This window comes from Halobacillus alkaliphilus (genome assembly GCF_900113125.1).
Lineage (GTDB): Bacteria > Bacillota > Bacilli > Bacillales > Halobacillaceae > Halobacillus > Halobacillus alkaliphilus.
Map to the genome: position 1 here is coordinate 20090 of NZ_FOOG01000011.1, position 12712 is coordinate 32801.

General features: G+C 42.9%; 13 protein-coding genes and 1 pseudogene. 6 read left to right on the forward strand and 8 right to left on the reverse strand.

The annotated features are described in order from the left end of the window. The first annotated feature begins 57 nt into the window (after positions 1 to 57). Together BMZ06_RS08370 and BMZ06_RS08375 are read left to right on the forward strand one after the other, a co-directional pair. On the forward strand, positions 58 to 345 hold the full coding sequence (locus tag BMZ06_RS08370) for a YkvS family protein (RefSeq protein ID WP_089751606.1): 288 nt from the start codon (positions 58 to 60) through the stop codon (positions 343 to 345). Positions 346 to 596: 251 nt separating this feature from the next. Continuing rightward, positions 597 to 1220, forward strand: coding sequence for an RQC-minor-1 family DNA-binding protein (locus BMZ06_RS08375; RefSeq protein ID WP_089751607.1), 624 nt, complete (start codon positions 597 to 599; stop codon positions 1218 to 1220). A 131-nt stretch (positions 1221 to 1351) separates the two neighbouring features. Here BMZ06_RS08375 and BMZ06_RS08380 read toward each other — a convergent pair whose 3' ends face one another. The 4 genes from BMZ06_RS08380 to BMZ06_RS08395 all read right to left on the reverse strand — a co-directional run bounded on the left by BMZ06_RS08380 (position 1352) and on the right by BMZ06_RS08395 (position 5038). Continuing rightward, the gene (locus BMZ06_RS08380; RefSeq protein ID WP_089751608.1) at positions 1352 to 2344 is read right to left on the reverse strand and encodes a C40 family peptidase; all 993 of its coding nucleotides are present in this window, start codon (positions 2342 to 2344) and stop codon (positions 1352 to 1354) included. 19 nt (positions 2345 to 2363) lie between these two features. Next, positions 2364 to 3428 carry a dipeptide epimerase gene (locus tag BMZ06_RS08385; RefSeq protein WP_089751609.1) on the reverse strand — a complete coding sequence of 355 codons (1065 nt, stop codon included), beginning with the start codon at positions 3426 to 3428 and terminating at the stop codon, positions 2364 to 2366. A 12-nt stretch (positions 3429 to 3440) separates the two neighbouring features. Next, a complete protein-coding gene (locus BMZ06_RS08390) occupies positions 3441 to 4604 on the reverse strand; it encodes a DUF819 family protein (protein WP_089751610.1) in 1164 nt (387 codons plus the stop codon). A 116-nt stretch (positions 4605 to 4720) separates the two neighbouring features. Beyond that, the gene (locus tag BMZ06_RS08395; protein ID WP_089751611.1) at positions 4721 to 5038 is read right to left on the reverse strand and encodes a DUF3870 domain-containing protein; all 318 of its coding nucleotides are present in this window, start codon (positions 5036 to 5038) and stop codon (positions 4721 to 4723) included. 286 nt (positions 5039 to 5324) lie between these two features. On the opposite strand from BMZ06_RS08395, the gene BMZ06_RS08400 reads away from it, so the two are divergent. Next, positions 5325 to 5744, forward strand: a complete 420-nt coding sequence (locus tag BMZ06_RS08400; protein WP_089751612.1) for a hypothetical protein — start codon at positions 5325 to 5327, stop codon at positions 5742 to 5744. A 192-nt stretch (positions 5745 to 5936) separates the two neighbouring features. Here BMZ06_RS08400 and katG read toward each other — a convergent pair whose 3' ends face one another. Then, positions 5937 to 8177: a catalase/peroxidase HPI gene (gene katG / locus BMZ06_RS08405; protein WP_089751613.1), complete on the reverse strand. Its 2241-nt coding sequence runs from the start codon at positions 8175 to 8177 to the stop codon at positions 5937 to 5939. Between the two features lie 397 nt (positions 8178 to 8574). On the opposite strand from katG, the gene BMZ06_RS21125 reads away from it, so the two are divergent. From BMZ06_RS21125 to BMZ06_RS08415, 3 genes and pseudogenes are all read left to right on the forward strand, one after another. Further along, complete coding sequence (locus BMZ06_RS21125; RefSeq protein ID WP_281244450.1) at positions 8575 to 8700, forward strand: hypothetical protein; 126 nt, start codon at positions 8575 to 8577, stop codon at positions 8698 to 8700. A gap of 205 nt (positions 8701 to 8905) precedes the next feature. Then, positions 8906 to 9505, forward strand: a complete 600-nt coding sequence (locus tag BMZ06_RS08410) for a class I SAM-dependent methyltransferase (RefSeq protein ID WP_089751614.1) — start codon at positions 8906 to 8908, stop codon at positions 9503 to 9505. Positions 9506 to 9574: 69 nt separating this feature from the next. Continuing rightward, a pseudogene (locus BMZ06_RS08415) lies at positions 9575 to 9778 on the forward strand (transposase); the annotation flags it as partial. A 176-nt stretch (positions 9779 to 9954) separates the two neighbouring features. Here BMZ06_RS08415 and BMZ06_RS08420 read toward each other — a convergent pair. The 3 genes from BMZ06_RS08420 to BMZ06_RS20640 form a co-directional block, all read right to left on the reverse strand. Next, the gene (locus BMZ06_RS08420) at positions 9955 to 10917 is read right to left on the reverse strand and encodes an arsenic resistance protein (protein ID WP_089751669.1); all 963 of its coding nucleotides are present in this window, start codon (positions 10915 to 10917) and stop codon (positions 9955 to 9957) included. A gap of 109 nt (positions 10918 to 11026) precedes the next feature. Continuing rightward, positions 11027 to 12193 (reverse strand): DUF4317 domain-containing protein, encoded by a 1167-nt coding sequence (locus BMZ06_RS08425; protein WP_089751615.1) that lies wholly within the window; start codon positions 12191 to 12193, stop codon positions 11027 to 11029. 168 nt (positions 12194 to 12361) lie between these two features. After that, positions 12362 to 12535 (reverse strand): hypothetical protein, encoded by a 174-nt coding sequence (locus BMZ06_RS20640; protein WP_175477831.1) that lies wholly within the window; start codon positions 12533 to 12535, stop codon positions 12362 to 12364. Positions 12536 to 12712: the final 177 nt, after the last annotated feature.

The following is a 12712-nucleotide window of genomic DNA, read 5'->3' on the forward strand; positions in this document are numbered from 1 at the left end:
AATCCTTAGCCTGAATCTTGAAACAAACATTACTTTCACTAGGAAGGGGAATTTCTGATGGCTGATGAAAATTTAAGAAAAAGTTTAGTTGATGCTGCGTTTAAAAAGAGCAGCTCAGAAGAAGAACAGAAAGTAAAAGAAGAAGACAAAGCAACGGAAGGTGACCTCATTACTTTCCAAAAAGACGGCCAACAGGTTGAAGCTGTCGTAACTTCTTCTAAATTACAAAACTCCGTGGTTTGCGACATGACCATAATGGATGATTTCCACGAGCGCAATTTAGACTTTGAAAAAACCGTTGTTGCTCATATAAACTACAGCATTAAAGAACGCCGCGACGGGTAAGTTCAACAATAGTAATATATAAGAAAGAGCATCACACTTATCAAGTGTGATGCTCTTTGATTTATTAGCGACATACTTGAGTGCAAAAACTGTGGAAGTCTTGTAATAAGAGTTGTGGAGATGAATGAAGAAAAAGCAGGGGATTGAGATTTCTCCAAAAAAGAAATCTGAGAAGAATATCTATCAAAATTCATTGACTAGGCAACTAAGCATGTAATAATAGGACTAAAACCATAAGGAGATGAGTGCTCATGCCTCCTGGTCGTCTTAGTCATGAAGAAATCAAAATCATATTGAGGGCTGCAGATCCAAGCATCGCTGAAGGAGGAAGGACCCTACTTGCCAAGATTCTAAAAGGGTCCAAAGAAAAGAAAGTTCTGGAACTGAAATTAGATACATGTCCTTCCTATGGATATTATAAGAGTGAAAAACTGGAGGAAGTTAAGAAGAAGATCAACTGGATGATTCGTTATGATTACCTCGAATTAGAGAACGTTGGCAAGCTTCCATTGATTGTCTTCACAGAAAGAGGGTGGCTGATTGAGTCTGCTCAACGTGCAGACGAATTTATACACCAATGGGAAGAGTGGCTTAGCAGCGGCAAGAAGAATCCGGATATGACCTATTTGAAGGATAGGAACAGGGGAATGATTCTGTTGATGCTTGAAAAAATAAAAGCATCCGGTAATAAAGATTTTATTCCTTACTTGCAACTATGGGAAAAAGAAGATTACAGAAAAGTTCGTGCGGCTATTGAAGAGACGATCAGGGTCCTTGAAGAAAAAGAACCTTTCGATACGACCTGGTTAGAGGAGAGGAATGAGCAGGTTAGGAAAGCGTTGGCAGGTTATTCTTGGTTTGATGTTTTTCTCTAGGTTTGCTAACGTAGACAACTTCTTTTCAAAAGCACAGTTATCTTTGGTCAACTAATTACTATAACAATAGAAATAAACAAAAAGAGCGACCAATGTGGGGCTTTTGGACGCTCTTTTCCTGAACCGCTACTTCAATCAATATAACGCCTTGCACCAGCAAACTCGCTGGAATAATAATCGGATTCAAATACGTCAATAATTTCGACCGTACTTCTGGAATTAGGGGCATGGATCATCTGCCCTTCTCCAATATACATACCAACATGATGGACATAGCCTTCTCCTTCATCGTAAGCGAAGAACAACAGGTCACCCTTCTGCAAATTCTCTTTCTCTACTGGTGTTCCATGCTCTGCTTGTACAGAGGAATCTCTTGGAATCGTTATGCCGTGAGCTTTGTGGATGGTATGGGTAAATCCGGAACAATCAAAACCGAAGCCGGAAGTCCCCGCCCATAGGTAGGGCAGATCCAAAAATTGTTTTCCTGTTTCTACGAGGTCTTTTCCATCCGCATCAGGTATGTTTTTCTCATGGTTATAAATGGATACGTCATTGCTGTTTACCCATTTCATTGCGTCACTTGGCGTAGCGACAAGCACCATGTCTCCCGCCTGAGCTACAACAGGGAGGCGTGTGTTGAAACTAATTTCCTTGAATTCCTGGCTTTTTTTCTTGTCGTCATATAGAAAAACGGTGGGTTTTGTCACAAGAGCGAAAGGTTTGTTCTTTTTCATTACACTGTAGCGTCTTTCATCAGCGAGTTGATTCTTTGGCATCCAGGCAGGATAGCCAAGTTCATTTTTCGGCGTTGGCTGACTTTCAACGGCAACTTTTACCCAGTATCCGTCTTCTTCCAGAATCGTCACTTTCTGTCCGTAAAGAGCCTGGGTCTGCAATTCACCGACTAGCCATATCTTTTCCTCAGTTGTCATGCTTTCGGTCCATTCCCACATATCCACGGGATTACTTAAAGAGGGAGCGTCTAACTCTCTCGCTTGATCAGGTTCACTCCATAATGTAGCCACGGAAACATCTACATACATCTCCTTGTCCTCCGCCTGTACGGAAGAGCCGAAAGCGAGACTCAACAACAAAACTGCTACTATCATCCAATACTTTTTCATCAAATCCCTCCATTAAAGATTAATAGAAACCTAGGCCTGGTCCTTCACTTACCGTCACTTCCTTACCTTCGTAACTCATGCCCCCTTTCAATCCTTCATCTTTCATCCATAAAGGAGCATCAAGATCATATATCTTAATATTCGGATGAGCCATTGCCAGGTGGGCTGCAGCGGTACCGGAAACGATCGATTCCATCATACTTCCGATCATGCACGGGATCCCTGCACTTTCACAGATATCGGCGATTTGTCCTGCTCTTCTCAGTCCACCGGATTTCATTAATTTGATATTTAAGTAATCTACGCATTCCATCTCTACCAGGCGAAGGACCTCTTGTGGTGAGAATACACTCTCATCTGCCATAATCGGTATATGAACTTGATCACGCACATACTTCAATGCTTTTAAATCATGGGCGGGTACGGGCTGCTCGATGAATTCCACATTAATGTCCTCTTCTTTAAGGCGATTAATGAAATGTACGGCTTGTTTTCCGTTCCATCCCTGATTGGCATCCAGGCGCAGGCGAACTTTATCTCCCACTGCTTCTTTTACTTTAAGCAGACGCCGAAAATCCTCTTCTTCCTCATGACCGACTTTTAATTTAAGTACATCGAATCCTTCTTCAACCCTTGCCATAGCTTCTTCCTGCATCGTGTTGGGTTCATTGATACTGACGGTCATGTCTGTTTCCAATATTTTTTGATCTCCGCCGAGCAGTCGGTATAGAGGGAGGTTGTACTGTTTTCCAAAAGCATCATGAAGCGCTATATCCACAGCTGCTTTTGCACTTGAATTATTCACACAGCTTTTTTCCAGTTTCAATAGAAGATCGTTTTGTTTATTTATGTCCTTGTATAGGAGAGCATCTGTGATCGGTCCCTCCACAGCGGCTCTCATCCCCTCAAGGGAATCCCCCGTGACCTGGAGGGAGGCCGTTGCAGATCCGTACCCTGCTGTCCCATCCTCTGTTTTCAAGCGAACATCCAATACGTCGATTGTCTCTACCGTACGAATGGCGGTTTTGAAAGGTCTTTTGAGGGAGACGGTTCTCTTCTCGCATACTATATCGGTAATTTTCATTTTCTTTCCCCCTTACAAATTAGACAGTATTTCAGCAACAGCCAGACCTCCGTATGTTCCTAGGAACGAGCCCCCGAGAGCCATAAGCACCCCAATTGGTATTAGAGATCTATGAAAAGCACCAGCTAAGAGTGGTGCGGATGCCATCCCGCCGATATTTGCCAGACTGGAAACACCAAGCGTGAAAAGATCCAGCTTAAATACCTTCGCTACAATCATCATGATGATCGCGTGGACAGCCAGAATGACGAATCCGGAAATGATGTAAACTGGGGCCTGTCCCAGTTGGGAAAAGTCCGCTCTCGAAGCGATGAGGGCAATGACAATATAGAGAAAGACATTAGCTATATCCATTGATCCTGGAACTTTGGCAAGTTTTGTCATAGCCAAAAGTACACCCAGAATGGAGACAATTAGGATCGTCCACGTTGTGGCGTTCACCACGGTACCGAAGGATGGCAGGAGCCCCCCGAGTTCTGCAGCAATAGCGGAGACGAAGATAGCCAAAGCAAGAAGCCCCAGCATGTGAACAAAAGAGATTGTTTTTCCTTCTTTTTCTTCATCTTCTTCCATCAGCTCAGCTGTTACTTCATCAAGGTGCTCCGTGTTGGATTTCGCCCATTTGTTGAAAACGGCAGCGAATGGCACCAGCCAAAACATGATCATAACCCATGTCGAGTAGTTAACTGTATCCATAATCAGCGCATAGCCAAAGATGTTCTCCGGTACTTCCAAAATTCCCTGGATGATCACCATGTTGGCAGATCCGCCCGTCCAGCTTCCTGCCAGAGCACCGAATGCTTCCGAAGTGTTCGGTGCATAGAAACCTTGAAATAAAAGAAAAGTGATGACGAAACCAGCCATGATACTGAAAGCAGCTGCAAAATAGCCGATAAGCATTTTCGGTCCGAGTTTTACCAGCTTTCTTAAATCGCAATTAAGAAGCATTAAAAAAATGAGCATGGGAAGCAGTACATCACGAACACTTCCGTAAGTATTATCAATCGTTTCAGTGGATCCAATGATGCCGGTAGTCTTAAGGATGGCGCCTCCAAAATAAATGAGTACGATGCCAGGAACAAACTTAAAAAATTTACTTTTCGATGACTCTAGGAAAGCGACTAGGCCAGCCAGGCCGACAATCACTCCCAAATACAAAAATCCGCTTTCGATCATAATGCATTTCCTCCTTGAGATATGTAAATTTATAAAAACAAAAAACCCAGCCGTCAAGAAGTCTCTTCTTGTCGACTGGGTTTTATCCACGTATTAGTGAGATAAAGCAATCTACATTATATATTCATTATGTCACAGTACTTCAACTGGGCCTGTTTAAAAGCGACAATTAATGCTTTTTGAGATGAACCGAAATAGCGTTCTCGAATTGCTTGCTCGATCGCCGCCTCTTCCGTTATTTTATTCCCAATAAATAAGCTGCGCACGAAATAGACCGTAATGTCCATCATTGCTGTACATTCGACATCAACAATTTCATGGTTTTTCATGTCGATGACGAATCCTGCAAAGAAAGAGTCATATTTTTTCGTTATCGCATTGTTCCCGGGTGCTTTGGATTCACCCACGACATAACATGTGTGTTCTGAATACATTCGGATAAGCCTCCGATTCCCTGACATCTTTTGTGTGGAAAGCCTGTCCTTTAAAAGACAAACTGCCAGTACAAAATGCAGATTCCTATCGGTATTTATAGAAATATTACCATTTATAGAAAACGCATTCAATGTATTTTAAGAATTTTCTCACAAAATAAATGCGAAATTATACTTGGTTTTGACATTGTTCTTCTATTTTTCAAGCTAATTGTTTCCTTGTCATAAACTTAAAAATATCCAATAATTGTAATGACGGAAATTAAATTAGTGAGAAGGGGTCCTTATGAAAAAATACTTATTTTTAGTGGGGATATTATTATTAATTGGTTGTTCAAATGATTCAGATTCAAGCAATAATGAAGGTGACGGTGCTAAGAATGAAGAACCCAATCAAGAAAAACTGGACAATGAATTAAAAGATGAAGCAAGAGAAGTAAATTTTACTAGAGTAAGAGCTGGGCGAGTGGAAGAGGGTACTAAAGTACTTATTCAGGGAGAAGTTACTATGGCAAGTCCGATAGAAGTAGGTAGCGAATTAGTTGTGGCTACTCAAGAAGATGGTGGACATGGGATGTACACTGTCCAAAACATGGATTCGGATTCCCAGTACGAGGAAGGTGATTTTGTAAAAGTATATGGAACGTATAACGGAAAGTCTGAAGGTACCCCTAAAATTACTAGCCCTTTAATTGAAGTCCAATAGTGAAAAGATAGTATGTAAATTGGATGCGTTATCTTTAACTGGGCGCTCTCTTTAACTTATTTGCTAGTACAACATTAGAGGCAAGTATTCCTTTAATCTACTAAAAAACTCATAAAGTTTAAAACGCTATGGGAATGTAAAAAGCCCCTCACCCAATGCCAGCACGGCATCCCGGTGAGGGGCTTATTTAAATTATGCGTTATGATACGCCAAAGAATCTTTATTAGCTTTTAAGTCAAAACGATCCGCATTCATAACTTTCACCCAGGCATCTACGAAGTCACGCACAAATTTCTCTTGGTTATCATCCTGTGCATAAACTTCCCCGTAGGAACGCAGGATGGAGTTTGAACCGAAGACAAGATCGACGCGTGTGGCTGTGCGCACGAGTTCTCCAGTTTGGCGATCGCGACCTTCATAGGTGTTGAACTCGGTTGGATGCCATTCAATTCCCATGTCGAGCAGGTTTACGAAGAAGTCGTTCGTCAGTGTACCAACACGGTCTGTGAATACGCCGTGTTCAGTGTCGTTGTAGTTGGCGCCAAGTACGCGCATACCGCCGACTAAAACGGTCATTTCTGGTGCAGAAAGGTTTAATAGATGAGCTTTGTCGACTAATAGCTCTTCTGGACTCCACGCATATTTCTTCTTCTCATAGTTACGGAATCCATCGGCCATCGGCTCAAGTACTTCAAAGCTTTCTACATCTGTTTGTTCTTGAGTAGCATCGCCGCGTCCAGGTGCAAATGGAACGGTTACGTCCACACCGGCATCCTTAGCTGCTTTTTCGATGGCTGCACTACCACCAAGTACAATCAAGTCAGCGAGGCTTACGTTTTTATCAAGATCATTTTGAATGTCTTCATAAACAGAAATGACATTGGCCAGCTGCTCTGGTTCGTTTACGTCCCAGTCTTTCTGCGGGGCAAGACGGATGCGGGCACCATTCGCGCCGCCGCGCATATCGGATTTACGGAATGTGCTGGCTGAAGCCCAAGCTGTTTTGACAAGCTCGCTCACTGTCAGTCCAGAACTAAGAATTTTCTCCTTCAGGTCAGCGATTTCAGCGTCCGTTAAGGTGTAATTCACATCTGGAACTGGGTCCTGCCATACTAAATCTTCATCTGGAACTTCAGGGCCGAGATATCTTGCTTTAGGTCCCATGTCACGGTGAAGCAGTTTGAACCAGGCACGAGCGAATTTATCGGCAAATTCATCCGGGTTTTCGTGGAAGCGGCGTGAAATTTTTTCATACGTTGGATCTTCACGCAGCGCCATGTCCGCTGTTGTCATAAATGTAGGAACGCGTTCAGAGGAATCTTCTGCATCTGGAGCAAGATCCTCTTCTTTAGGGTTAACTGGAGCCCATTGATTGGCGCCTGCTCGACTCTTCGTAAGTTCCCACTCGTAGCCGAATAACAGGTCATAGTAACCGTTATCCCATACCGTTGGGTTAGCAGTCCACGCACCATCTACGCCACTCGTGATCGTGTCACGGCCTTTACCGCTTCCGTGACTGCTTTGCCAGCCTAAACCTTGCGCTTCAATATCAGCGGCTTCTGGTGCTGCGCCTACGTTGGCTTCCGCATCACCAGCTCCGTGTGCTTTACCAAAGGTGTGGCCACCAGCGATGAGAGCAACCGTCTCCTCATCATTCATACCCATGCGTCCGAATGTTTCGCGGATGTCGCGTGCACTTGCAAGGGGGTCTGGATGGCCATTTGGTCCTTCAGGGTTAACATAGATAAGCCCCATCTGAACAGCAGCAAGCGGATTTTCAAGCTCGCGGTCGCCTGAGTAACGGTTATCACCAAGCCATTCTTTTTCATTACCCCAGTAGATATCCTCTTCTGGGTGCCAGACGTCTTCACGGCCTCCGCCAAAGCCAAAGGTTTTCAAGCCCATGGATTCAAGCGCCACATTACCGGTAAGAACGAGTAAGTCGGCCCATGAAATCTTGTTGCCGTATTTCTGTTTGATCGGCCATAGCAGACGACGTGCTTTATCTAAGTTCGCATTGTCCGGCCAGCTGTTAAGCGGTGCAAAACGCTGAGATCCTGTGGCTCCACCGCCTCGTCCATCACCTGTACGATACGTACCGGCTGCGTGCCAGGACATACGGATGAAAAGGGGACCGTAGTGACCATAGTCCGCAGGCCACCAGTCCTGGCTGGTTGTCATAAGCTCTTCAAGATCCTGTTTCAGGGCATTATAATCGAGCTTTTTGAATTCTTCCGCGTAATCAAAATCCTCGCCCATTGGGTTCGTCTTTTTATCATTTTGATTTAATATGTGAAGATTCAGTTGGTTCGGCCACCAGTCTTTATTGGTTGTACCAACTTTAGTAGTCGTAACGGCGTTCTCTTCCTCCGTTTTTCCATGCATAACCGGACACTTATCGGGCTGATTGTTATTCATTTCATTTTTATCCATGTATAAATTCTCCCTTCTTATGTTGGAAAAACTAATTATAATCGATCTTAGATTATAATTATAATAAATTACTAACTGAATTGAAAGCGAGATGCATAGATTTCGAAAAGATTATTTTCAATTAGACAAAAAACCGAGGGTCGAGCGCAGCAGAACAATAATAAACTGAAGTTTATCATGAGGGAGTGGAGATTCTCTTAACTCTTATTTTAACAAATTTACTGAATTGAAAGTAGATTTTATCGTTTTTAAATAGATAAGATCTTTTATCACACTTAAAATGGGAAGCTGAAATATCTATAGTGATTTCATTAAATCTGCCGTTAAACGGCACATAAAACAGTCATGTACGGTCACACTAACCTTGTGCGATTATTTAAAACAGGAGTGAGTGAATATGAGCAAAAAATCCAAGTCGAAACGCAACATTCAAAAAGGAAGAGATGCCGTCCAGCCGAGTACAGGAGAAGAGAGAATCACGATAAACAAAACGAATGACCAAAAAGACGACCGGATTAAATAGAGGATCACGCAAGCAGTACATGATGATAAAGACGGAAACCAAAGCGCTGGCTTCCGTCTTTATCTATTTATGATTTTGAGAAGGGATAGAATGTTCTAAGAATCGCCAAGTTCCGATCATGTAAGAGTCTTAAACTCAAATCCTATATGGAAGAAAATTAAAATGATATACTTGCCGGAGATCTATACAAGAGGGGGTATGTTATATGTCTAAAGAAATGTGGGATCAAAGATTTTCCGAGCCCAATTACGCGTATGGAAAGCAGCCCAATGCTTTTATTAAAAATATGAGTGAGCGCCTTCCTAAAGATAGCAAGGTTGGATGCTTTGCTGAGGGAGAAGGGCGAAACGGTGTATACTTAGCGAAAATGGGGCATGATGTGACCATCCTGGATCAATCTGATCAAGGATTGAATAAAGCGCTGCAGTTAGGAAAAGAAGAAGACGTCAGCATAGAAACGGTTCAAGGTGACTTAACCAAGATGGAAATGGAACCCGAACAATTTGATGCTGCCGTTATGGTATTTGGTCACGTGCCGAAACAGGATCAATCGTTTCTGATGGAACAAATGATCCGGTCTGTAAAACCTGGAGGACACGTCCTATTTGAAGTTTATTCTGAGCATCAATTAGCCTATGGAACAGGAGGGCCCAAATCAGCGGAGATGCTGTACGCCCCAGAAGATGTCCTTCGCTGGATAAAAGATTATAAATGTCTTCATTTCTACTACGGGGAAGCCGAACGGAACGAAGGGGAAAAGCATAACGGCCTCGGTCATGTGATTCAAGGCTTGATCCAAAAATAAATAACTTAAAAAGAGGATAAGAACTCGGGTTAACCCGAGTTCTTATCCTCTTTTATCATTCATCAGCAGAAAACAGATATTCAGGAACTTCCTAAATCCAACGCTTACGTTGGCGTGGATCTCGGATTGAAAGACTTCGCTGTTCTATCGAATGGCACCACCTATGAAAACCCACGATACCTACGTAAGACCGAAAAGAAACTAGCAAAAGCTCAACGTATCCTTTCCCGAAGGGAAAAGGGTTCTTCAAATTGGCATAAGCAACGTATTAAAAAGAATCCTTCCAACCGTCGGTGCGACGGGGCTAGCCTAATCATTTGAACGAACCATTAGCTTCGTGCTCTTAGGAATCCCCCAACTTCAAGGAGCGTCAGCGAGTAAGTGGGGGGTAGTTCAATTGGTTACTTTTAAGTAAGGGAAAGCTTATTTTGGAACAAGATGATATTCGTTCATTCATCGCGAAGCAAAACATGTGGCACAAAGCGAATATAGATCAGTTCGCTCATCAGTTCTATGATGGTTTGAGTAATGATCAGAGCCGCCACCATACTCCCTATCTCTGGTAATGAAAAGGCGAGTGGAAGTACAACTAAAGAGTTCCTGGTAGAGCTGCTGAAAATAAGAGTGCGACCTGACTTCGCACCTAATTTAAACCAATTCGCTGCGAACTTAGACAGGAAGGGCATAATGATCATGAAAGCCACATACAGAGGGATAACTTTCACAACATCATTTGCATAGGCCGGTAGATTTGGTAATTGAGAAGCTGCAACTGCAAAGAGCGTGAAAGCCATAAACGGAACAGGCAGCCAAGCTGAACCACTTAAAATCTTTGCCCCTATGCGGGATTTCTTTGCTGCTAATTGGATACAGACTGCAGTGATAAGAGGAATGAAAATGAGTCCCAAAAAGGCTTCGAGAAAGGGGGAAGGATCTACGATTCCGGCAGCGTCCCTTCCCAAAAACATCCATAGATACAAAGGTAAAAGTACTAGCTGTATGATCAGTAAAATGGGAGTAGAGGCTAACATCAGCCTCTCATCACCTTTTCCTAACGCAGTGAAAACAATGACGTAGTCAATGCACGGGGTTAGTAGCACGAGGTAAAACCCTATCAAAAGTTCAGGGCTTTGCGGTAACAGTCGGGCCAGCAGCCAGACCACTATTGGTACGATAATGAAATTGGTCGTTAATAACGCTTTGATAAACTTTTTTTGGCCCCATGATTCTTTCATTGAAGTAAATGGAATCTGAGAAAACATGCTATACAGCAGTACTGCTATCACGATAGAAATAATCGATTCCAGACTTTCAGCAGACCGCGGCATAAGGAACCCAAACCCTGCTGCAGCCAGGAGGGAAATAAAATAAATCCAAATTTGGTTGTTTTCAAGTTTATGTTTAGAAAGCAGAGGAATTCTCCTCTCTTCGTTTATTATTTTTTCAAAAGTAAAAATCAACACGTAGATTGAGCTTAATCATTCTCCGTGTTGATCTTTTTATCTGGAACGGTAGTAGATTTTACTCCCCAAACGCTTCCGGAAGCATCTTAAATCCATCAATCTCTGCATCTTCTTCCACTTCAATCATAATGCAGCGTTTCCCTTTGTAGTTGACTTGTCTGACATATTCCAGGTCCTGAGGACTAATGGAAATGTTAGCGATCTTGGTGTTAATCTTAATCGATTTGGTTTTATATTTAGGGACAATGCTGCTTGCCTTCAGCTCATACGTTTCGTTATCCGTGACACGCTGGAAAGCGGTTTTTACTTTTTCAGAGTCGACTTGTTCTCCGCTCTGATTCAGCACGCGCTCCACGTCCTTATAATCGAGTCTTGGCGGTTCATCCTCTTCATTTTCTTCAACGACGCGGTTAATTTCACCATACACACTGGCGAGAGTAGAAGGGTTAAGCTGGTCACCGACGACATCTTTAATGACCTCCTCGAACACCGCCTTGTCTTCTTTCGCAGTCATGATTTCTTCGCCGTTTAATACGTCTTCAATGAAACGGTAGTCTGGTTCATTAGCTTTGCCGGAAGCGTAAAGAACGTGGTTCACATCAGAAGCCCCGTCTGTGATGGTTGGGAAAAGAAATCCAGTCATCGGGTTTTTGAGATCAATAACGGGGTCCACCTCGATCTTATACTTGAATTCTTTCTCCACGTAGTCGAACTGGATCTCTTTTTTAGGCTCCTGCGTCTGATTGACACTGCACAGAATAAAGGAATTAGAATAAACCGCGTCGCGTTCACTTTCTTCTGCTTCGTCATTGCGGCGCTTCGCCGGCTTCAAGTACTCGGCACGGATGAAAGTGATGACGACATCCTTTTCATAAGGGTTGTCCCTGATCATCTTTTCGGTCATCAAAAGCATTTGTTCTTTCCAGTCCTCGATGTTCGTGCTCAATAGCCCTTTATGTAAAATAAGCTGACTATGGTCTTCCGCCTCGCGCACGAATTTCAGTTCAAATAATTTTTCATCCAGCTGCCCGGTCAGTACCTTCTTGAAATTATTCATAAATAATTCCTGCTGGTCCTGGTCGAGCATTTCAAACGGCTGGCTCTGATGGTGATAAATATCTGTTGTTTCTTTCATAATATATACGTTAAAAATATCAGAGATTTTCATCAGATCGTTATCCACTTTGAATTGTCTGCGGATATCTGCAATATCTTTTTTGTCCATCAATCGTCCACTCCTAAGCTTATAATCCTTCTCTATTATTCTAACATAGGGACCGTGGAATCAATCACGCAGACGTTAGAATTTGTGCTGGTATATAGATCGCTTTTGAAGGTGGGAAAAGGCAAAGAAAAAGACTTCTTCAATAGGGAAGAAGTCTTTTTTGTAACCCTAGTTAGCTTGGTTAGGACGATGTGATTTTCTAGCTTGTTTAGCTTCTTCTTTGTGGATTCGATTGGCTTCTGCGCTGCCAAATCCTTCTGCGAATTCTGTGTCAGCTTTCTTCGGGTCGAACCCATTTTTGTGCTTTTGCTCCGGATCGTTCTTTTTTGTTCTCTTCGCCATAAATATCGCCTCCTTTTCGAATTTAGTATAAGAGGCTGTGCAGAATTTATACGAACTAAAAAGTTCAGTGTGGAGGGCGCAATCGAAGTAGCTAACGGCCCAATCGAGGTGTCTGACGGCCCAATTAAAGTAGCTAACGGCGCAATTGAAGTAGCTAACGGCGCAATTGAAGTAGCT